We start from the raw sequence: 22071 nt of genomic DNA on the forward strand, positions 1-22071 counted from the left end.
AATTTTTATAAACTCACTTTTTGTAATTAGCGCATTAAATTATTATAATAATAAAAATTATGATAATATATTATATAAATTTTAAGAAAGGTGAGAATGATGAGTCTTGAAAGTGTAAAAGAACATTTAGAAAAATGGGGTCGTGACAAAGATATAATGGTCTTTGAAAAATCAAGTGCAACGGTTGAAGAAGCAGCTGCAACAATTGGTGCTGGACCAGAACGGATTGCAAAAACCCTCTCCTTCCGAGGTGAAGGTGATAAAGCAATTCTTGTTGTTACTGCTGGAGATGCGAAAATCGATAATAAAAAGTTTCGCCATACATTCGGTTTTAAAGCCCGGATGCTAAGTGCAGATGAAGTTGTGGAACAAACAGGTCATGTCATTGGTGGCGTATGTCCATTTGGTTTAGCTAATGACTTAGATGTTTACTTGGATGTTTCGCTAAAACGTTTTGAAACGGTATTTCCAGCTTGCGGTAGTATTAATTCAGCAATTGAGGTTACCTGTGATGAATTAGAAGAATATTCAGGAGCAAAAGAATGGATTGATGTTTGTAAAGCTTGGGAAGAAACTGCAACTCCGAAATCCGTAGAAGAAGTTAAAAACTAATTACAGAAAATGGCCACATGCATTTAGCATTTGCCATTTCGCATTTTTAAGCTCCTTCAACAGCATTCTTAAAAATATCATAAGATCTTTTTTGTTTTTCCTTATCAAAAATGTATGTAACAGCCATTAGTTCATCTACATTATACTTTTGTTGGAATTGCAAGAATTGTTCACGAATGGATTTTTTACTACCTAGGAATGTAACACGTATGGATGCAGAAACCATTGCTTTTTCTTCTTCTGTCCAAATTCCATCCATATTATCTACGGGAGCTTGTAGTGGTAGTTTTGTACCACGTACAACATTTAGGAAAAATTGTTGTAAAGAAGTATACTCTTTTCGTGCTTCCTCATCTGTTTCCGCAGCAATTACATTTAAACAAACAATCATATAAGGCTCATCTAAGTACTCCGATGGTTGGAAATTGTTACGATAAATTTCAATCGCTTGATCCATTTGTTGAGGTGCAAAATGGGATGCAAAGGCATATGGCAAACCAAGACTTGCTGCTAGTTTCGCTGAATCCGTGGATGAACCGAGTATATAAATAGGTACGTTTGTGCCTACACCTGGAAAAGCTTGCACATACCCTTGTTTTTCTTCTGGACCAAAATATTGCAATATAGCTTTAACATCGTTTGGAAATGTGTAGACCGAATCATGTTTATTTCTTCTAAGCGCCGTTGCAGTTAGCATATCTGTCCCTGGAGCTCTGCCTAAGCCTAAATCAACCCGATTAGGATACAATGTTTCCATCGTTCCGAATTGCTCTGCAACGACTAATGGTGAGTGGTTCGGTAACATAATGCCTCCAGCACCAACCCGAATTTTTTCTGTGTTTTCCAACGTATGTTTAATTAAAATCGCCGTCGCTGAACTGGCAAGTGATGGTGTATTGTGATGTTCTGCAATCCAGTAGCGAGTATACCCCATTTGTTCTGCCGCTTGAGCTAAATCGATCATCGCATCAATTGCTTCTTTTGGTCCTTCTCCTGTTCTTAATGGTACTAAGTTTAATACCGATAACGGAATATTCGTTTTCACCATATTTATTACCTTCCTTTATTTATCTTTTTAAATGATCAGCTAAACATAGAAAGAGAATGATTAAGCCAGCGAAGTATGTCATTATAAACTTCATCTTTATTAATTTCATTCAACATTTCATGCCTTCCTTCCTCGTAAAGAATGGCTTCGATATTTTTCAGCCCATTTTCTTTATATTGGTTAATCGCTTGTTTCACACCCTTCGCATATGCACCGACAGGGTCCTTATCACCACTTATAAAAAGTATCGGCAAATCTTTACGAATCTGTTGAATGTCTTCATCTTTATGAATCATCTGGAGACCCGTTAATAAATCGTAAAAAAAGCTCGCTGAACAAATAAAGCCACAATACGGATCTTTTAAATAATTTTCTACAACTTCTTCGTCTCTTGATAACCAAGAAAATTTATTTTTAACATTTTCAAAACCTTTATTATAGGAACCAAAGATTACTCTATTCATGAGATGACTCGGTTTTTTCGGTCCATACTTTTTTATTTCCCATTTTGCTAATGCTTTTCCTAATTTTGCAGCAACACCTGGATTTCCTGCAGTTCCTGATAATATAACACCGAATATTTCTGATGAATATTTTTGAATGAATCTTCTCGTAATAAAGGAGCCAAGACTATGACCAAAAATAAAGAGTGGTAATGTTGGATGTTGTTCTTTTATATGCTGAGTAACTTGATAAACATCGGATACAACACGGTCAAAACCATCTTTTTCAGCAAAGTAGCCAAAAATACCAGCTTTTTCAGCAGTTTTCCCATGACCACGATGGTCTTCACCATATACGATAAAACCATGACTTAAAAGAAATTGTGCAAAATCATTATATCGTTCAATATGTTCAGCCATCCCGTGCACGATTTGTACCACACCACGAGGTTCTATGTTTTTGTTATGCCAACAACGAACATAAATTTCTAATCCATCGTCCATTGTTAACCAGAAGGAAGTTTTCTGAGTTTTCAAAAGTCCATCACCTTTTTTCTATATATTGAAAAGACCTTCTGTTAAGGAAGGTCCGTCAAGACAAATGATTAGTCTCACTAATTTACATATTAATCTTTAACTGCATATTCGCCTTTAAAATTTCTTCGTCTGTATATAATTTATATCCTGTAGGATTCACGAAATTAATATAAAGTCTTTCAGGTAAAATTTCTTTCGTAGATTTGGATAAAAGAAATGAAATTCCATTTGCTAAAATCTTTAAATCAGAATCTTTTTGCTGATCTTTAATTAAAGTATAATCAACAAATAATGAACAACTTTGTTCTTGTTCTGTTGCAATACGGATTCCTTCATTTTCTTTAAAACTTATTTTTGACAATTGATTTATAGCATCTTCACGTAAGATAATTTCCATGCTGAAGCCACCTTTATTGTAATTAGGTTTATTTTATCCTACTTTCATTCTTCTGTAAAAAAATATGACTTCCTTTTGCCTAAAAAGGTTAGAAAAAGTGTGTTCTTTTAAACACGCACAATTAGTTATTAATATATTTTTCAAAAACATAAGCGAAATCTTTTTCGTTATACTTTTCATATGATTCAGTTAACCATCTGGAGCTAAATTCTGTCAATTGTTTGAATTGCTCCACTACTTGACTTTCCTCTATTTTTGATCCGGCAAACACAGATACGGCTTTTTCTAAAGCTGTATTTGACATTGATAAATAATTTTGATTTTCGACGACTTTTTCTGATATAAACACAAGGGCTTTATATAAATCTTTTAATTTTTCTATTTCGTTTCTATGTACATCAATGCTAAAACTTTCATTACCTAAGTTAAATTTTATTTCAATATCCATATCAATTCGACCGGCAGTCTCTAACAATACGTTTGAAATCGGATAAAAAGCATATGGATATCTTTTCATTGTTCTTTTAGTCGATGTTGCTGCTTCCCCATCAACATGAATTAATGCTAAATTTGTAAAACAGTATTCATCAGCCTTTGTTTTAATTAAAAAGTAGATTTTTTCATCGTCTTCATGTCTTACATAATCATCGGAATCAGTTTTATCATAATCCTTTGGATCAATAATTCTACCAATATCTGATAAACCTAAAGCATCAGAAGCAATCTTTTTTAACATATAAAGCCACTCCTTCTTATTTATATTGAAAAGTTATACAAAATAGTCTTATTTAATAGAAAAGGGCTATCACAAAATGAAAAGCCCTCTCATAGATGTTTTATTTTATTGTTGCTGGACTTATTTCTTTACTATGCATTGAAATATAAGCAGTAATTAAGGATAGGAAGATTAAAATCGCACCAATAAATGCATTATAAACAATCGGTACTATATTAATAATAATTCCGCCAAAGAATGAACCTGCTGCAACACCGAGATGCAAAGCGGTATTATTTAAACTTTGTAAAATAGAGGCGGTTTTTGGAGAAGTTTCAATTAAATAACTTTGCATCGCAGGAGATATAGCCCAACTTAATATTCCCCATACGATCGAAACAATAATAAACAATGGCACGAGATTTGTCGTAAAAGGAATGATAATAAAAGTAAAAATAAACAAGACTAGACTAATTGAAATGGTTTTTCGAGAACCGAAATTATCGGCAAGTGCTCCTCCGATTCCTCCCCCACTAACTGCTGAAAGACCAAAAATAAAATAAATTAAACTTACCATTGTTGCATTTAAAGCCATCGTTTCTTCTAAAAATGGTTTTAAATAAGCATATAAAGCGGTATGACCTGACATATATAAAAATGTTGTAAGTAATGCAAAGGTAACTTTTGAATTCGTTAAACTTGCGATTTGGGTTCGTAAAGGCACAGCTTTCATCGGTTCTACCCGGTTCATCCATAAATGGACACCAATAATTGAGATTACCGTTAAAATTGCTACCATGACAAATGGCGCACGCCAACCAAAGTTATTTCCTAAAACTAAACCTATTGGTATACCAAGTACTAGGGATCCGGAAACCCCCATAGAAATTATGCCAATTGCTCTTCCTTTATATTGTTTCTCAACCATGGCAGGTGCCATTACTAAGCAGAGAATCGTAAGTAGTGCTCCGCTTAATGCTGTTACAACTCGACCTAAGAAGACAATTGCATAATTCGGACTAAAAATCGTGATAATATTACCTAGTAAAAAGATCCATAAACAAATAATCATCAAACGTTTTCGTTCAACTTTTTCTGTTGCAACGAGTAATACAGGAGACATTAATGCAAAAATTAAAGCAAACACGGTAATTAACCAACCAGCCTGCCCTAGACTAACATTTAAATCTTCAGCAATTAAATCTAATATTCCACTAATAATTAATTCAACTATACCAACAATAAATGCGATAACCATCAAAAAGTAAACTCTTTTATTCATAATGTAAATCCCTTCTATTTTTCACAACTTTACAAAATGTTATATTTATATCGTACATAACAATATAACGTATTACGATTAATTATCTGTGATTATTTTTTGTCTAATTTTTAAACTTTAATATTTATGTTAAACAACAACTTATTTATTTTAACATGTGTCGCTTTACATGTTAAAGTATTTTGATTTATACTTATTAAAGGTCAGATTTGGTCAAGGAGTGATAATATGGATCCTAATCGTATGACAGAGCGTTTGCAACACGCAATTTTATCCGCCCAATCCCTTGCAACTCGTGAAAATCATCAAGAAATAGATGAAGTACATATGTATTTAGCAATTTTAGAAGATGAGCAAAACCTCGTATCTTCTATATTAGAAAAATTAGACATCGATCCAGAAAAGTTTATACAAAAATTAACTGAGACATTAAATAAGAAACCAAAAGTGACAGGTAGTGGCGTTGAACAAGGCAAGATTTACATTACCCAGCAACTGCAGCAAATTTTAGCTGAAGCAGAAAACTTTATGCGTAACTTCCAAGATGAATATTTGTCTATAGAACATATCTTGTCTGCTTCCGTTAAACTTAATTCAGACATCGGCAAAATCCTTAATAACCTAGGTGTAACAAATGAGAATTTATTAAAGGCAATTAAAGAAATTAGGGGGAATCAACGCGTGACATCACGAAATCCAGAAAGCACCTACAATGCACTAGAGAAATATGGTCGCGACTTAGTAGCTGAAGTACGTGCTGGCAAAGTTGACCCAGTTATTGGTCGTGACAGTGAAATTCGGCAAGTCATTCGAATTTTATCCCGAAAAACAAAAAATAATCCTGTTTTAATTGGTGAACCAGGAGTCGGAAAAACAGCTATTGTCGAAGGTCTTGCTCAACGAATTGTTCGTAAAGACGTACCTGAAGGATTGAAGGAGAAAACAATCTTCGCATTAGACATGAGTGCCTTAGTTGCTGGAGCAAAATTCCGTGGCGAATTTGAAGAGCGTCTGAAGGCCGTATTAAATGAAGTAAAGAAAAGCGATGGAAAAATTATTCTTTTTATTGATGAATTACATACGATTGTTGGTGCCGGAAAAACAGATGGCGCAATGGATGCAGGGAACATGTTAAAACCGATGTTAGCTCGAGGTGAACTCCGGTGCATAGGTGCAACAACATTAGATGAACATCGGCAATACATTGAAAAAGATCCAGCCTTAGAACGCCGTTTCCAACCGGTTTTAATACAAGAACCGAATGTTGAAGATACAATTTCTATTTTACGAGGCATTAAAGAGCGGTATGAAATTCATCACGGTGTTAAAATTCATGACCGTGCTTTAGTTGCGGCGGCTACCCTTTCAGACCGGTATATTACCGATCGTTTCTTACCTGATAAGGCTATCGATTTAATGGATGAGGCTTGTGCAACTATTCGTACCGAAATTGATTCTATGCCTCAAGAACTTGATGAAGTGAATCGGAAAGTAATGCAATTAGAAATTGAAGAAGCTGCATTATCAAAAGAAGTAGATCCTATTAGTCAAAACAGATTAGAGACTTTAAGAAAAGAACTTGCCGAATTACGTGATCAATTAAATGAAATGAAAGCGAAATGGCAAGTTGAAAAAGAAGCAATACAAAAAGTTCAAGAAAAAAGAGAGCAACTTGAACAATTACGTAGAGAATTGGAAAATGCTGAGAATGAATATGATTTGAATAAGGCAGCTGAACTAAGACACGGAAAAATTCCTGCCCTTGAAAAAGAATTAAAAGAATTAGAAGAAAAAGTTGAAGAAAATAAAGAAAACCGTTTACTCCGTGAAGAAGTTACTGAAGAAGAAATTGCTGAAATTGTAGCTCGCTGGACAGGTGTACCTGTTACACGACTAGTTGAAAGTGAACGTGAAAAATTACTTCGTTTAGAAAGTATGTTAGAAGAACGTGTGATTGGACAAAGTGAGGCGGTAACCCTAGTTTCAGATGCCATTTTACGGGCTCGTGCAGGTATTAAAGATCCGAACAGGCCAATTGGTTCCTTTTTATTCCTTGGCCCAACTGGTGTTGGTAAAACAGAGTTAGCGAAAGCCTTGGCGGAAAACTTATTTGATAGTGAAGATCATATTGTTCGTCTCGATATGTCTGAATATATGGAAAAACATGCGGTGTCTCGTTTAATCGGTGCTCCTCCTGGATATATCGGTTATGAAGAAGGTGGACAATTAACGGAAGCAGTACGGAGAAATCCATATTCCGTCATTTTATTTGATGAAGTGGAAAAAGCCCACCCTGAAGTATTTAATATTCTACTGCAAATGTTAGATGATGGACGAATAACTGATTCACAAGGTCGTACCGTTAATTTTAAGAACACCGTTATTATAATGACATCTAATATCGGTTCCCATTATTTACTTGAAAAACAAAACGATTCTAACTCTGATGAAATCAGCTCTGAAGCACGTGAATTAGTAATGTCTGAATTGCAAGCTCATTTTCGTCCAGAGTTTTTGAACCGAATTGATGAAATCATTTTATTTAAGCCATTAACAATTGAAAATATTAAAGGCATTGTTATGAAGTTTTTAAAAGATTTACAAATGCGTTTAGCAGAAAAGGAAATAATGATTTCCCTTACTGATGAAGCTCAAACATATATTGCTGAAAATGGCTTTGATCCAATTTATGGTGCAAGACCGCTCCGAAGATATATTCAAAAACATATTGAAACAGCACTCGCTAAAAAGATTATTGCAGCTGAAATACAAGCACGGCAAACGGTAGAAATTGATATTGAAAATAATCAATTAAAAATAAATATCGTGTAAAAAATATAAGACTGTTCCGATGGAATACTATAATAAAATATTTAGCATTCGAATCGGAACAGTCTTTTTATACAATAAACGGTTGAATTACTTATTTACTCCTATTTTAATACCGATAATTTAAAAATTAAGAATCTAGAGTATTTGAGTTTGTTTTTATAATTTTTTGTGCAGCTTGAAAATAAATATTGTAATCGTTTTGAGTAAATAAAGTCAGAACTACATCGCCAAAAATATTTGTTTGTAAAAAGTTAACTATTGATTCGATTGCAATTTCTGAAGCTAAATCGATTGGAAAGCGATATACACCTGTAGAGATTGACGGAAAAGAAATGCTATTAAGGTTATACGATTTTGCTAAATTTAAAGAGTTTATGTAACAATTCGCTAATAATTTTTTCTTTTCATCAATTCCTTCACCCGTCCAAATCGGACCTACTGTATGTATTACATATTTTGCGGGTAAACGATATCCTTTCGTAATAACCGCTTCACCAGTAGGTAGATACTCACCCTTTAACTGCTCTTTCCGAATTTGTTTACATTCCTCTAAAAGTTCTGGACCACTTGCTCTATGAATCGCGCCATCAACACCTCCACCACCAAGTAACGAACCGTTCGCTGCATTTACAATTGCATCTGTTGTTTGTTTTGTAATATCACCTACGATTAATTGTAATGAATTATTACCAATACGGATTACCATGTTATCTCCTCCCTGTTTTCCCATTTCTTGATTATCACTTTAATTTAGACTCCATTTTTTTGAAATTTACTATTACTTTAATTATAAATAATAAATCCATTTCAAATATTTATAATGATGAGTTTTCTAATATAGACATTTTTTAAAGACATACTCATAAAATTATATAAAACAAATAGATATTCATTTGAAAACGGGGTTTTATTTTTTATTAAGATTTATTTTTAAAAGGTGGTGATATACCTTTATTTGAAAACACTTACAATAAATCTTCAAAAAATACTTCTAGGAGGGAGAATATGGACAATACAATTTTAGGTGTTTTTGTCCTCTATTTTGTCGTTATTATTTTAATAGCTTACTTAACTAGTAGAAAAGATTTAACACATTCCGATTTCTTACTAGGCGGAAAAAAGCTACCTGGATGGGCCCTAGCCTTTTCAGAACGTGCAACAGGTGAATCTGCTTGGTTGTTATTAGGATTTACTGGCTTTGTGTTCACCACGGGACTTTCTGGAATTTGGGTTGCAATTGGTATTGCGATCGGGATTATATTCGCTTGGGTATTTTTAGCGAGGAAATTTATGAAAGAAGCAGAAAAGGAAAAAGTACTAACATTATCTGATTATCTCGCTTCTAAGTTTAGTCAAAACGCAAACCTTATTCGTTGGCTTTCTACAATATTAATAGCTGGTTTCTTCATGTTTTATATTGGTGCTCAATTTGCCGGTGCAGGTAAATTATTCTTAACTTCCTTTGATATGAATATGACTACAGGAATTATCGTAACTACATTATTAGTAATTACAACCGCATTTTTTGGTGGATTTATATCCGTTGTTTGGACTGATATGCTCCAAAGTGTAATGATGTTATTTACTTTAGTTGTATTACCTATTATTGCCTTTATTTATATTGGAAATAACGATTTATCTTTAAGTGAAGCGCTCGTTAATGCAGGGCCTAATTTCGACTCCCTATTCGGTGGAGCAACAGGATTTGCTATTGGTGTGTTATTTTTCAATAACTTCTCCTGGTTTTTCGGTTATTTAGGTGGGCAACCACAATTAAGTTCACGGTTTATGGCGTTGAAAAATGAAAAAGAAGCAAAACAAGCAAAAATAGTTGGTATCGTTTGGACTTTATTAGCCTATGCTGGGGCATTTGCGATTGGTTTAGCTGCAATTGTCATGTACAAACAAGGAGCATTTGCTGATGTAGAAACAGTACTACCAACGATGATTCTAGATTTAACGCCAGCTTGGTTTGGTGGTTTGTTACTCGCAGGGATAATGGCGACCATCATTACAACTGCCAACTCCCAACTACTTGTTGTAACAAGTTCTGTTAGTGAGGATATTATTCATAAATCACTTGGAAGAAAGTTATCCGATAAACAACTCGTTTTAGTTTCACGGATAACAATTGTGATTGCTGGCTTCCTAGGAATGATCATTGCCCTTACATCTGAATCCCTCGTTTACTTAATCGTTAGTTGGGCATGGGCTGGTATCGGATGTACTCTATCCCCTGCAATTCTTATGACCTTCTTCTGGAAACGGTACTCAAGTATTGGAGTTATTGCAACAATAATTTCAGGGTTTGTCTTTACAGTACTTTGGATTAGTACCCCACTTGATTCAATTATTACATCAAGATTTACAACATTCTTTATCGCTGCAGTCTTTGGAATTGTATTTAGTTTGCTTTTCCCAGACAAAAAACAAACAGAAAAAACAGCTTAAACATATATTTTTTGGGCTGAAACAATACAATTCGGTCCAAATTTTTCAATTAGTTAGTTAACATAACAATATTATTGTTTCGTATAATTTCCCCTTCTCAATTTATTTAACTAAAAATAAACAAAATGTGGTACTCTATAAGAAGATTTAACATATTTGTTTATTTTTAGGAAGGAAATAATAGTATGAAAAATAATCAACAATGGCTTTCTTTAAACTTCTTTTCTTTTTTTATTACTTGGGGAGTATTTCTTCCTTATTGGACAGGCTGGTTAACGTCGGAAAAAAATCTTTCCGTAGCAATGGCAAGTATAGTTGTCGGCGCTGGTATGATGAGTAGATCATTGTCGAACTTATTTTTATATCCCGTTTTTACATTAAAATTTTCTTTAAGTAATGTAATGAAATGGATTTCAATCATCTCAATTCTAATTCTCGTTCTATACATACCATCAGAAACATTTCTTCCATTATTGATTATTACAGTGTTATTTAATGCTGTTTATCCTAACTTTTTACCAGCAATTGAAAGTAGTGCTACAATTTTAGTTGCCACTGAAAAAATTCATTACGGTAAAAGTCGTGCCTACGGATCGATTGGTTACGCAGTTGGACTTTTAATTGTTGGTGCTTTAACAGCTATTTTTACAGATAATGCGATTTTTTGGATTATGTTTATCGGATTAGTTTTCATGACAGTCGCTCTTTACTATAAAACACCTATCGTTATTCAAACAAAACCAAAAGCAACTACTCAAAAGATGGAATTTGAAAGTATAAAAAATCTACTTACTTCAGGTGGGTTTTTAATCGTCCTTATAATTTCAATTTTATTACAAGGTGCACATACCTCTTACTACAATTACGGTTTTATTTATTTACAAGATATTGGGGTCAATAGTTTTTATATCGGTATTATATTAAATCTTGCAATCCTTTTAGAAATTATCTTTTTTGCCATTGCCGACCGCTATTTCTATCAATTGAAAGTTTCAACGATGTATATAATCGCATCCATAGGTTCAACGATCCGATGGATTATCGTCTTCCTGTTTCCGAATGTATTTATATTTATGATTTCACAGGCGCTCCATGTTGTATCCTTTGGAATTGCCCATTATGCATTTATTAAATATATATCGGAAAATTTACAAACAAAACAAATGTCTACTGCACAAGGATTGTATTCAGCCTTTGGAATGAGTTTAATTAATGCTGTTCTTTCATTCGGGACTGGATTTTTATATGAAATATCACCGCAGCTTGCCTTTTTAGGAATGACGATTTGTACAATACCTGCGCTAATCTTAACAATCATTACAATGAAAAAATTTTCATATTAAAAATGGTGGGACCCTTAATTTAAGGTCCCCAATTTTCATAAACTTGAATGATTAAAAGTATGTTATTATCTGTCATTCCTCACAATAATTACATAATTCATAAATCTCTCCATAATCCAGTAAAGCATCGATATCGACACGTTTTAGTTCAAAATTAATATCAACACATTCCAAATACTTAGTTTCTTCCAACAATTAATTCTTATCATTCTTTCAGTAGTAATTGTCGCTTTATCCGGTTATTTTATTTCGTATGTAGTTGCTAAGTTGTTACGTTTTAATAATGAAACGTTAATCGCATGTACTTTTTCAGGTGGTATGAGAAATATTAGTGCTGGTGCCGTAATTGCCATTCATTATTTTCCAGCAACCGTAGTATTACCTGTTATTTGTGGCATGTTTTTCAACAAATATTAGCATCGTTGTATGGGGTAATACTTGATAAAAAACTACAATCGTGAAAAAAACTTTATCTGCTTAGTATATTAAAACAGACTCTCATTTTTGAGAGTCTGTTCTTATCTAATGATGTATTGAATTATTTGATTCCTTCTGTCCATTCTGCAACTTTATCTTCGTTTTCTTCAACCCATTTTGCAGCTGCATCTTCTGGACTTTCACCATCTTGAATCATTACCATAACTTCTTCCATATCTTCCATTGACCAATAGAAATTATCAAGAATTTGGTAAAGTTCTGGCATATCTTCTTCTAAACCTTCGCGAACCATTGTGTTAATAGTTTCTTCTCCACCATAAACACCTTTAGGATCTTCTAAATATTTCAAATCATATTTATTAAATTTCCAGTGTGGAGACCAACCAGTAACAATAATTTCTTCTTCTTTTTCATAAGCTTGTCCTAAAGCAGTTGCCATTGCACCACTTGAAGAAGTTTCAAGTTTCCAATCTCCAAGATTTGGATATTCTTCCAAAGCACGTTCAGTCGCTTGTACAACTCCAGCTCCTGCTTCAATACCTGTGATTGTTTTTCCAGCTTCATCTGATAAATCTTCAATGGAATTTACATCCATATATGCTGGTACAACCATACCGATTTTTGCACCTTCAAGGTTCGGACCTAAATCAATCATTTGGTCTCCATATTCAGCAAATTGCGCTTGGTGAGTTGCCGGTAACCAAGCCGATACCATTGCATCAGCATCTCCTGTAGCTACTGACTTCCACATTACAGCATTATCTAAAGGCGTAATTGAAACATCATACCCTAAATCTTCTAAAACTTTACCAATAACATGTGTAGAAGCAATTTCAGAATCCCACTCTACATAAGCGAGTTCAACTTCTTGTCCTTTACCAATTGTGTCAGCTTTATCTTCACCACCATCGGATGAACATCCTGCTAACAATAACCCTAGTGATAGTCCTGTGGCTATTCCTAATTTCTTCCAGTTGAATTTTACCATTAAGTAAAACTCCTCCTTAAAAATATTTTTATATAAACCTTTCATATTAATGAAAAGAGTTTATCTTAATCTTTTTTTCTATTTGCACCTTGTGTTAAACGATCAATAATTATTGCTAAAATAACAATTCCAATTCCAGCTACGAAACCAGTACCAACATCAGCACGTTGCAATGCCGATAATACATCTCTTCCTAGTCCTGGGGCACCAATCATAGATGCTGTAACTACCATGGATAGAGCTAACATAACAGTTTGGTTAACCCCTGCCATTATTGTTGGTTTTGCCATCGGTAACTCTACTTTAAATAACTTTTGTGCTCCGGTACTTCCGAAAGCATCGGCTGCTTCTACTAATTCTCTAGGAACTTGACGAATACCTAGATTTGTAAAGCGTACAGTCGGTGGAATCGCAAATATTAATGAAGCGAAAACCCCTGGAACCATACCGATACCAAAGAAGGCTACAGCTGGTATTAAGTAAACAAAGGCAGGCATTGTTTGCATAAAGTCTAGTATAGGTTTTATGATTATATTTGCTAAATTACTTTTCGAGATTAAAATCCCAAATGGTATTCCAATGACAATGGATAATATACTAGCAATTAATACTAATGTAACTGTGTACATTAGGTTTTCCCATTGATCCTGATTATAAATTAACCAAAGACCAATTATTGAAAAGATTGCAAGTCCAAATTTTCTACCGCTTACGAAAAATGCCAATATTGCGACAAGCAAAATCATTATAAAAGGAGGTATTGACATAAGGAAATCTTCAGCGAAAAATTCCATGAAGTTTCCAAAATGTGTTGAAATTGGATCAAAAATAAAAGCAAATATTTCAGTAATTTTATCTACAACCTTATCCGTCGCATCAGCAATCGGAATTTCAGGTATAAAGCTCAGTAGTTTATTCATTTTCCATGCTCACCTCACTCTCACCAGCTAGTGCTCCAATTACAGCACCTCGAACGATTACACCACGTAATCTATTGTTTTCCACAACAACGACCGGTACAGGTGAATCATGGACAATTGAGAAAATGTCATTTAACGTTGTATCTTTATCAACTCTACGAACATCGTTTTTAACAATCTCTTTTAAGTTTGTAATTCCTTTTTTCAACGCATCGGAAGCATCTTCTGCTGAAATATAACCTTTAAAGTTTCGTGCATTATCAACCGCAAAGATTAATGAAATACCTGCTTCACGCATTCGCTCTAATGCTACACGTGGACCACTCGTATCAATATTAACTGATTCAGGACGTTTCATAATATGTTGGGCAGTTAATACTTTCGAACGATCAATATCTTCCACGAATCGTTCTACATATTCGTTGGCAGGATTAACAAGAATATCCTCAGGAGTACCAATTTGGACAATTTGTCCATCTTTCATTAAGGCAATTCGATCTCCTAAACGTAGAGCCTCATCCAAATCGTGGGTAATGAAAATAATGGTTTTTTGCATTGTAGATTGTAGATCGAGGAGTTCATCTTGCATGTCTTTACGAATAAGCGGATCCAACGCGGAAAAAGCTTCATCCATCAATAACACTTTCGGGTCGTTTGTTAAAGCACGAGCTAAACCAACACGTTGTTGCATACCACCGGAAAGTTGTCCTGGCTTTTGATGGAGATAATTACCTAAGCCAACTAATTCTAATGCCCGTTTCGCTTTCTCTTCTCTTTCTTCTTTTGCTATATTTTGGACTTCTAAGCCATAAGCAGCGTTTTCTAAAACGGTACGATGAGGAAACAATCCAAATTGTTGAAACACCATACTCATTTTTTCTCTACGTGCTTGACGAAGGGCATTTTTGTCCATTTGAGACAAATCTTCGCCTTCGATTAATATTTTTCCTGATGTAGGTTCAATTAATCGATTTAGTAATCGGACTAAAGTAGATTTCCCACTACCAGAAAGTCCCATAATAACAAATATTTCACCAGGCTTTACTGAAAAAGATGCTTTATTTACACCTACAGTACAACCTGTTTCTTTCAGGATTTCATCTTTTGACGCTCCTTCATTTAATAGCTTCATAGCTTGTTTTACATTTTTACCAAATATTTTGGTTAAGTTTTCAACTTCTATAATTGGCAAAATTTCCACCTCTCTTAATTTCCAACAGCATAAGATCCAATGATTTCTAAACCATTAAAAGTATTGGGTCGTTTTTTGTTACTAGTTAACTATACATTAATATTTAGTTTTGTACAAACGTTATTTTTCGTTTATATTTTATGTACAGTTTTTTCTGTACAAAATAAACAACTGAATTCTTTCATATTCTCCAATATCCTTTAAAATCCTCCTAAATCTCCCTAAATGCTCTAAATTTAAAAAAACGGCATATTTTACTACCATAACTTTGGGTGGAAATAATATTATTAACATTCTTAAATAGAAAGAGAACAATTACAAATGAAAAAGGGATTAATAGCTGTTTGGGGGAAACAACTATTAATCCCTTCTTTTACTTATCACTATCTTTCGGAACATATTTAAATATTTCACCGGATTCAACTACTCTAATGAATTTCATTAACCATTCATAATAATTTTTTGCATAAATTAATTTTTCAAGATCCTGCATTATTTTCTCTTTTAATTCTTCATCTTCTGTTTCAAAAAGTATCACTTTTAAATGGTCCATCGTTTCAATCGTTTCATCTAAATTCGTTTCCGTTTTTAAACGCCAACGTGTACCAAAATAGGAAGTAAATGATTTATACCAATCTTCTTCTGTTTGATACAGATCTTTTCTTATCCCTTTTTTATGAACGGATTCTACCATTTTTAAATCTGATAGCATACGAACACCGGTTGACATGCTCGTTTTGCTCATCGATAACGCTTGTCCCATTTCATCTAATGTCATCGCATGATTAGAGAAATATAACACACCAAACAAACGACCAACTGACGAAGGTAATCCGTATAAACTCAAATTTCTTCCAATCGTTTGGATGTATTTCTCTAATGTATTTTCGTATTTTTCCCATTTTTGTATGTCTTTTCCTTCTGCCAAGGGAAGTCCCTCCACCTTAAGTTTCTGCAAATAGTTTACCACCTTTTGTCAAATATTGCGAATGAATATTTATTATTTGGTCATTAACTATTTTTCCTCTGTATAATTTTACTTTTGCAAAGAACATAATGAGCTAAAAATCCAACTTTGTAAATAGTATTCTTTTATCATTTTAATAAAAAAACGTTATAATAAATTTAAGACATTTTGTCTTATTGAACTTAAGTAGAAATAATAGGTTGGTGAACATATTGATGAAAAGAAGAGTCGTTATTACAGGCGTTGGCGCAGTGACACCTCTTGGCAACGATTCAGAAACGAGTTGGAAAAAAATATTAGAAGGTGTATCTGGTATTGATGAAATCACTTCTGTAGATAAAGAAGCAATTGATGTAACCATTGCTGCAGAAGTAAAAGATTTTCAGCCGGAAAATTATATTCCTAAAAAAGAAGTAAGAAGAATGGGGCGGTTTACACAGTTTGCAATTGCTGCAAGTAAAATGGCCTTAGCAGATGCTGATCTTGTAATTGGTGAAAATGTTCAAGCGGAACGAGCTGGAGTTTGGATTGGTTCTGGAATTGGAGGACTAGGCGAATATAATGAACAACATCGCAGATTTATGAAAAGAGGCGGTAGATCAGTAAGTCCATTTACGATTCCAATGTTTATACCAGACATGGCTTCCGGATATGTATCAATTATGACTGGTGCAAAAGGAATTAACAATTGTTCAGTTACCGCATGTGCTTCTGGTACAAATTCCATTGGCGATGCATTTCGTACAATACAAAACGGGGTAACAGATGTCATGATTACAGGTGGTACAGAAGCAGCTATTACTGATATGACAATTACCGGTTTTTCTAATATGCGTGCCCTATCAAGAAATGAAGATCCGAAAAAAGCGAGTCGTCCATTCGATAAAAATCGGGATGGCTTTGTGCTTGGTGAAGGTTGTGGAGTTCTTATTTTAGAAGAATTAGAGCATGCGAAAAAACGGAATGCGAAGATTTACGCCGAGTTAGTTGGTTATGGAGCTACAGGTGATGCTTTCCATATTACAGCACCTGCACAAGATGGTGAAGGTGCACAACGAGCAATGCAAGCTGCTCTTGAAGATGCGGGCGTTTCATATGAAGAAGTTGACTACATAAACGCTCATGGAACATCGACATATTACAATGATTTTTATGAAACAACAGCTATTAAAGCGATTTTTAAAGAACATGCTTATAAATTAGCTGTAAGTTCAACAAAATCGATGACGGGGCATTTACTCGGTGGTGCAGGCGGAATCGAAGCGGTTTTTTCTGTCCTTGCAATACGCGATGGTATTATGCCACCTACAATTAATTATGAAACACCTGATGAAAATCTAGATTTAGACTATGTTCCAAATGAAGCTAGAAAAAGAGATTTAAAGGTTGTTTTATCGAATTCGCTTGGCTTCGGTGGTCATAATGCAACTTTAGTTTTCAAAAAATATATTGATTAAAAAATCAAAAAAAAGACCGTCTCTATATTTTCCAAAAATATGAGACATTCTTTCTTTATTATTTAATAAAATACAATGCGATCCAAATTACTGAAATTAGTACTACAGCTATAATTGAAACTTTTTTATTAAATTGTGTTTGCCATTGTTTACAATTTTTAAATCCAAAAATAATTAAAACTAAATTAATAATAATAAGTATTAGTGAGATCATTGCCATCATGTTCGTAAAAATTAAATCTTTGTACATCGTTAAATATAAAATGAATGAAAACACAATGACACAAAAAAGGCTAAAGAAAAAAGTAAATACATCGCGTATATTTCCCATATAAAAAATCCTCTCGTACTTTTTAACAATTCTTTGACATATTTATGAACATTTTTTGAACGATTTTATTATAACATATCTTTTATGATTGATGTTATTATGTATTAATATTTTTTGATCTAACAAGAAATTTACGTTGTGTTATTTAAAAATAATAAGCCTAAAATTCTTTTATAAAGTTAAAAAGAATTTTAGGCTTCATTTTCTTTATTTCTCTATTTACATTTTAACATTTCATTATCTATATAAACATTAAGGAAACTAGCAAATTGAGCTTGAAGTTCGGCGAATTTTATTAACAACCGACTAATACTAACAACACCGGAAAATTTCCCTTTTTTCGTTACAATAACATAATCATATAATTCCTCTTCTTTTTTAATAATTCATTATTTTTCAATAGGCTATTCAGGTTAATAAAGTTAGTAATTAATCTATTTGTCTCTCAAACTATGATCTAATTAAAATCTTCATTAAGTATTCACTTATAATTTCAGCCATTTCTTCAGCACTTTTCTTACCTTCTGTAGAATACCATTGAATAACCCAATTCATTGCACCAATTATTAGATTTCTTACTATTTTCACATCGACTTCGGAGAATATCTTTGCTTGAATCCCTTCTTCGATGAGCTGATCAAAGGAGTTTGCATAATTTTCTTGCAATCCAAATATAATTTCTAATTGTTCACCTTCAAAATAATGTTCTGGTTTCACTTTGAGTCCATAACTAGATCGTTCAGAAATAATAAACACAATATGACTCTTCATAACTTTTTCTAATTTTTCTTTTATAGGGAGATTCATATTAATTATTTCTGTAATCATTTTATTACTTTGTTCCAGGAGCATTTTATAACTTTGATATAGCAAATCTTGTTTATCCTTGAAGTAATAATAAACGGATCCTTTAGTCATAAGTAATTTTGCAGCTATATCTTCCATAGTCGTTGCATGATAACCCTTTTCTGCAATTACTTCGACGGCTGACCTTAAAATATCTGCCTTTTTTTTAGCAGTCTTTTTTTCCCTTAATGACAATTTTATTTCACTCCTATCATATTCCTTTTTCGTAGTTCAGTAAGTTCAATCTATTTTTACGGATGAATCTCTATGTTTATGCTATTCCCTTTATAATGGAAATGTAAAAATTATAATACCTTTTGTAAAAATATTCTAACAATTCCACTTTTAACTTTCAAGTTGATTTTGCTAGTATCTCTATGTTATTCATTGCACAAATTCTACAGTATAAAAAAGAAGTCTAATGAACTAGCGATTATATCGCTCATTAGACCCCTTATGTTTTTTTTAAATATTATTAAAAATTTATAGTAATTCACACTGTTTATAACAACCTAATAATCGGTAATATTCACAGCTTTGACTAATTAAACCTAATGCTCGATTTACACGTGCTTCCTCAATATTACCTTGGAAGTCTACATATAATAAATATTTCCAAAGGCCATACTCTTGAGGTCGAGATTCAATTTTAACCATATTAATATCGTTTTCTGCGAAATGTCTTAATAAATGATACAATGTACCTGCTTTATGTTCCATAGAAAATACAACACTAACTTTATTGCAAGTTTCATTAGCAATTAGATTTCTTGAAATGATAAAGAATCTCGTTGAATTACCAGTTTTATTATTTATATTTTCTTTAATGATTTCCAAATTATAAATTTTTGCAGCCCGTTCACTTGCAATCGCAACTTTTGTCTGATCATTTAATTCAGCAACTAATTTAACACTGTCAGCTGTACTATGGAATGGTGTTAGTGTCCAATGGCGATAATTTCTTAAAAATTCACTAGTTTGTTCGAAACCTTGTGGATGTGAATATACTTCATTAATATCTTCAATCTTTGTACCCTCGACCCCGATTAAATGCTGATTAATTTTTAATACTGTTTCACCATTAATATATAAGCCTTTTCGATTAACTAAATCAAGGACTTGTGAAATTGTCCCTGTTGATGAATTTTCAATCGGTACAACTCCATAATCGATTTCTCCACTTTTAATCGCATCAAATACATCTTCAAACTCTTCGTAATTTTTAGCATCCTTTACATCACCAAAATATTGCAACATCGCTTCTTCTGAGAACGACCCTTGTACGCCATAGTAACCAATTTTTAAGTGGTTAACATTATTAGTTACTGTATTATGAGATAATTTATTTTTCGCGTTATTTTCTCGAACCTTTTTATGTTGGACTTGTTTTGAAATCTCCATTGTATTTAAGAAAAAGCGGGTTAATTCATCCGCATACCCTTTATTAGAAAGATGTTGAATGTTTTTCTTAACGACCTCTTCTTCATGATTTTGTTGTTCTATAGATAAACCGTGATCAATTTTATACTGACAAATATCATTGACAACATTTAGTCTTTCCTCAAATAATTTTGTAAGCTGCCGGTCAATTTCTTCTATTTTTGCGCGGTATTGATCTAAATCACTCATTGTATACTTTCCCCTTTTATCTATAGTTATTTTGGATAATGTAGAAAAAAATAGAACTCATGCTTGAGTCCTTTTCATTTAAATATTCAAATTTTAAAACATTTGATATGAACTCATGGATATGATGTATGCAATTATTTCAAACAAAAATAGCCAGCGTTAAATGGAAAGCCCTGGCAAAAGAAGCTAAAAAAGTTAATTTGATTCAATTCATTTTGCTTGCATACATTTTTCCACATCACAATCACCATTTCCGTAAAAAAATAAAAATAATTCGTATTATTTGGTTACAATAAATTTAAGGGATACTTTAACAATTGTCAACTGTAAATTGATAAAAGATTAAAGTTTGGTTTGATATGCATTTTTTATAAAAGAGCGAATAACTTTATTAAAAGGAACAATATAGTATAATGAATTTAATTGAATAAAAACTAGTTTTCTAGGGTTCAGTATATTAGAGGTCTGGTCCAAGAGAAAACTCACGAATTTCGTTTCGTGACATGGAAGGATAAAAGCCTGGGAGATACTATATATAGTACTTTCTCTTAGGCTATTTTTTTAGGAGGTTTTTTATGAATAAAAATTGGCTGATGGTAATTGTTGCTGCGGCTTTCGAAATCGGTTGGGTTATCGGCTTAGCCCACGCCTATGATTTTTGGACATGGTTCGGAACAGTTATAGGAATCATTATCAGCAATTATTTATTAATTAAAGCGAGTGGTGTTTTACCAGCAGGAACGGTTTACTCTGTATTTGTCGGAATAGGAACTGCTGGGACTGTTATCATTGAAATATTATTTTTTAATGAGCCATTTAAAATATCGAAAATTTTACTGATTGCAACTTTACTATATGGAGTTATTGGCTTAAAAATGGTAACTGACGAAGAAGAAAAACAAGGAGGAAATACATAGTGGCTTGGTTTATTCTAATTATTGCTGGCGGATTTGAAGCATTTAGTGTAGCTATGTTGAACCAAATACAGATTAGTAGGCATAAATGGATCCCTATTACATTATTCAGCCTCGCCTTTGGAACAAGTTTAGTTTTATTATCTATTTCAATGCAATCAATTTCGATGGGTACTGCTTATGCAATTTGGACAGGAATTGGTGTCGTTGGCGGAACACTTATCGGTATGTTTTTGTACGGGGAATCAAAAAATGTGAAACGTATATTTTATATTAGTATCGTATTAGCTAGTGCAATAGGATTAAAACTGGTATCCTGATTTTTCCTGAATTTTAAAATTAACTATAGTATAAGTAACAAACGTTAAGGCTGGCTATGCATTTAAGATTTAGCCACTAAAAGTTTAACCACTACGATATTTTAAAATTAATGTTTAAAAATCATTAGCACTATCTATGAAATCTGTGTTCAAGTATTTATCTAAATCAATATCATTTTTAACTACAGGGTTATCTCCCTCTTTCAATTGTTTTTAGCTTCAAAAACTTTATAACGTTTTCATTTGAAGAGCGCCACCTCCATTCCTAATTTTATAATTTTGAGTTTATTTATTTTTTTTTGATTATTACTAACAATAAGCTTGTTGCTTATAGTGGAACAAACCTGAATTATTCATAGAAAACTTTTGATTACTTTTGAATGCTTATTTATCAAGCGTTTCATCTGAC

General features: G+C 33.0%; 21 protein-coding genes and 1 riboswitch. Of the genes, 8 read left to right on the top strand and 13 right to left on the bottom strand.

Annotated features, from left to right (window positions below; genetic code table 11):
• Positions 1 to 99 precede the first annotated feature (99 nt).
• On the top strand, positions 100 to 612 hold the full coding sequence (locus GW534_RS11625) for a YbaK/EbsC family protein (protein ID WP_161921188.1): 513 nt from the start codon (positions 100 to 102) through the stop codon (positions 610 to 612).
• 46 nt (positions 613 to 658) lie between these two features.
• Here the strand turns inward: GW534_RS11625 and GW534_RS11630 are convergent, their stop codons facing one another.
• The 5 genes from GW534_RS11630 to GW534_RS11650 all read right to left on the bottom strand — a co-directional run bounded on the left by GW534_RS11630 (position 659) and on the right by GW534_RS11650 (position 5034).
• A complete protein-coding gene (locus GW534_RS11630; RefSeq protein WP_161921189.1) occupies positions 659 to 1660 on the bottom strand; it encodes an LLM class flavin-dependent oxidoreductase in 1002 nt (333 codons plus the stop codon).
• Between the two features lie 35 nt (positions 1661 to 1695).
• Complete coding sequence (locus GW534_RS11635) at positions 1696 to 2640, bottom strand: alpha/beta hydrolase (RefSeq protein ID WP_246204107.1); 945 nt, start codon at positions 2638 to 2640, stop codon at positions 1696 to 1698.
• An 82-nt stretch (positions 2641 to 2722) separates the two neighbouring features.
• Complete coding sequence (locus GW534_RS11640; protein WP_161921190.1) at positions 2723 to 3037, bottom strand: iron-sulfur cluster biosynthesis family protein; 315 nt, start codon at positions 3035 to 3037, stop codon at positions 2723 to 2725.
• A 121-nt stretch (positions 3038 to 3158) separates the two neighbouring features.
• Positions 3159 to 3773, bottom strand: a complete 615-nt coding sequence (locus GW534_RS11645; protein ID WP_161921191.1) for a PH domain-containing protein — start codon at positions 3771 to 3773, stop codon at positions 3159 to 3161.
• A 100-nt stretch (positions 3774 to 3873) separates the two neighbouring features.
• Entirely contained in the window at positions 3874 to 5034 is a 1161-nt protein-coding gene (locus tag GW534_RS11650; RefSeq protein WP_161921192.1) for an MFS transporter, read from the bottom strand.
• A 228-nt stretch (positions 5035 to 5262) separates the two neighbouring features.
• Between GW534_RS11650 and clpB the strand changes: the two genes are divergently transcribed.
• On the top strand, positions 5263 to 7866 hold the full coding sequence (gene clpB, locus GW534_RS11655) for an ATP-dependent chaperone ClpB (RefSeq protein ID WP_161921193.1): 2604 nt from the start codon (positions 5263 to 5265) through the stop codon (positions 7864 to 7866).
• A 127-nt stretch (positions 7867 to 7993) separates the two neighbouring features.
• Here clpB and GW534_RS11660 read toward each other — a convergent pair whose 3' ends face one another.
• On the bottom strand, positions 7994 to 8572 hold the full coding sequence (locus GW534_RS11660) for an O-acetyl-ADP-ribose deacetylase (protein WP_161921194.1): 579 nt from the start codon (positions 8570 to 8572) through the stop codon (positions 7994 to 7996).
• Between the two features lie 299 nt (positions 8573 to 8871).
• Between GW534_RS11660 and GW534_RS11665 the strand changes: the two genes are divergently transcribed.
• The 3 genes from GW534_RS11665 (at position 8872) to GW534_RS11675 (ending at position 12077) form a co-directional block, all read left to right on the top strand.
• Positions 8872 to 10317, top strand: a complete 1446-nt coding sequence (locus tag GW534_RS11665) for a sodium/proline symporter (RefSeq protein WP_161921195.1) — start codon at positions 8872 to 8874, stop codon at positions 10315 to 10317.
• Positions 10318 to 10502: 185 nt separating this feature from the next.
• Positions 10503 to 11660 carry an MFS transporter gene (locus GW534_RS11670; RefSeq protein WP_161921196.1) on the top strand — a complete coding sequence of 386 codons (1158 nt, stop codon included), beginning with the start codon at positions 10503 to 10505 and terminating at the stop codon, positions 11658 to 11660.
• A 267-nt stretch (positions 11661 to 11927) separates the two neighbouring features.
• Positions 11928 to 12077, top strand: coding sequence for a hypothetical protein (locus GW534_RS11675; protein ID WP_161921197.1), 150 nt, complete (start codon positions 11928 to 11930; stop codon positions 12075 to 12077).
• 121 nt (positions 12078 to 12198) lie between these two features.
• On the opposite strand, the gene GW534_RS11680 is transcribed toward GW534_RS11675, so the two are convergent.
• The 4 genes from GW534_RS11680 to GW534_RS11695 form a co-directional block, all read right to left on the bottom strand.
• Positions 12199 to 13086 (bottom strand): glycine betaine ABC transporter substrate-binding protein, encoded by an 888-nt coding sequence (locus tag GW534_RS11680; protein ID WP_161921198.1) that lies wholly within the window; start codon positions 13084 to 13086, stop codon positions 12199 to 12201.
• Between the two features lie 65 nt (positions 13087 to 13151).
• Complete coding sequence (locus GW534_RS11685) at positions 13152 to 14006, bottom strand: ABC transporter permease (RefSeq protein WP_161921199.1); 855 nt, start codon at positions 14004 to 14006, stop codon at positions 13152 to 13154.
• Positions 13999 to 15198, bottom strand: a complete 1200-nt coding sequence (locus GW534_RS11690; RefSeq protein ID WP_161921200.1) for a quaternary amine ABC transporter ATP-binding protein — start codon at positions 15196 to 15198, stop codon at positions 13999 to 14001. Before GW534_RS11690 ends, GW534_RS11685 begins: the two co-directional genes overlap by 8 nt.
• A gap of 373 nt (positions 15199 to 15571) precedes the next feature.
• The gene (locus tag GW534_RS11695; protein WP_161921201.1) at positions 15572 to 16126 is read right to left on the bottom strand and encodes a GbsR/MarR family transcriptional regulator; all 555 of its coding nucleotides are present in this window, start codon (positions 16124 to 16126) and stop codon (positions 15572 to 15574) included.
• 251 nt (positions 16127 to 16377) lie between these two features.
• Here GW534_RS11695 and fabF point away from each other — a divergent pair, with 251 nt between their 5' ends.
• Entirely contained in the window at positions 16378 to 17622 is a 1245-nt protein-coding gene (gene fabF, locus GW534_RS11700) for a beta-ketoacyl-ACP synthase II (protein WP_246204109.1), read from the top strand.
• A 58-nt stretch (positions 17623 to 17680) separates the two neighbouring features.
• Here fabF and GW534_RS11705 read toward each other — a convergent pair whose 3' ends face one another.
• From GW534_RS11705 to pheA, 3 genes are all read right to left on the bottom strand, one after another.
• The gene (locus GW534_RS11705) at positions 17681 to 17953 is read right to left on the bottom strand and encodes a hypothetical protein (protein ID WP_161921203.1); all 273 of its coding nucleotides are present in this window, start codon (positions 17951 to 17953) and stop codon (positions 17681 to 17683) included.
• Positions 17954 to 18403: 450 nt separating this feature from the next.
• A complete protein-coding gene (locus tag GW534_RS11710) occupies positions 18404 to 18994 on the bottom strand; it encodes a TetR/AcrR family transcriptional regulator (RefSeq protein WP_161921204.1) in 591 nt (196 codons plus the stop codon).
• 288 nt (positions 18995 to 19282) lie between these two features.
• Complete coding sequence (gene pheA, locus GW534_RS11715) at positions 19283 to 20428, bottom strand: prephenate dehydratase (RefSeq protein ID WP_161921205.1); 1146 nt, start codon at positions 20426 to 20428, stop codon at positions 19283 to 19285.
• A 431-nt stretch (positions 20429 to 20859) separates the two neighbouring features.
• Positions 20860 to 20956: riboswitch (guanidine-I (ykkC/yxkD leader) on the top strand.
• 47 nt (positions 20957 to 21003) lie between these two features.
• Between pheA and GW534_RS11720 the strand changes: the two genes are divergently transcribed.
• A complete protein-coding gene (locus GW534_RS11720; RefSeq protein ID WP_161921206.1) occupies positions 21004 to 21345 on the top strand; it encodes a DMT family transporter in 342 nt (113 codons plus the stop codon).
• Positions 21345 to 21662, top strand: coding sequence for a DMT family transporter (locus GW534_RS11725; RefSeq protein ID WP_161921207.1), 318 nt, complete (start codon positions 21345 to 21347; stop codon positions 21660 to 21662). The genes GW534_RS11720 and GW534_RS11725 overlap by 1 nt, the downstream gene beginning before the upstream one ends.
• The last annotated feature ends 409 nt before the right edge of the window (positions 21663 to 22071 follow it).

This window comes from Pallidibacillus pasinlerensis (assembly GCF_009996845.1).
GTDB classification, from domain to species: domain Bacteria; phylum Bacillota; class Bacilli; order Bacillales; family Caldibacillaceae; genus Pallidibacillus; species Pallidibacillus pasinlerensis.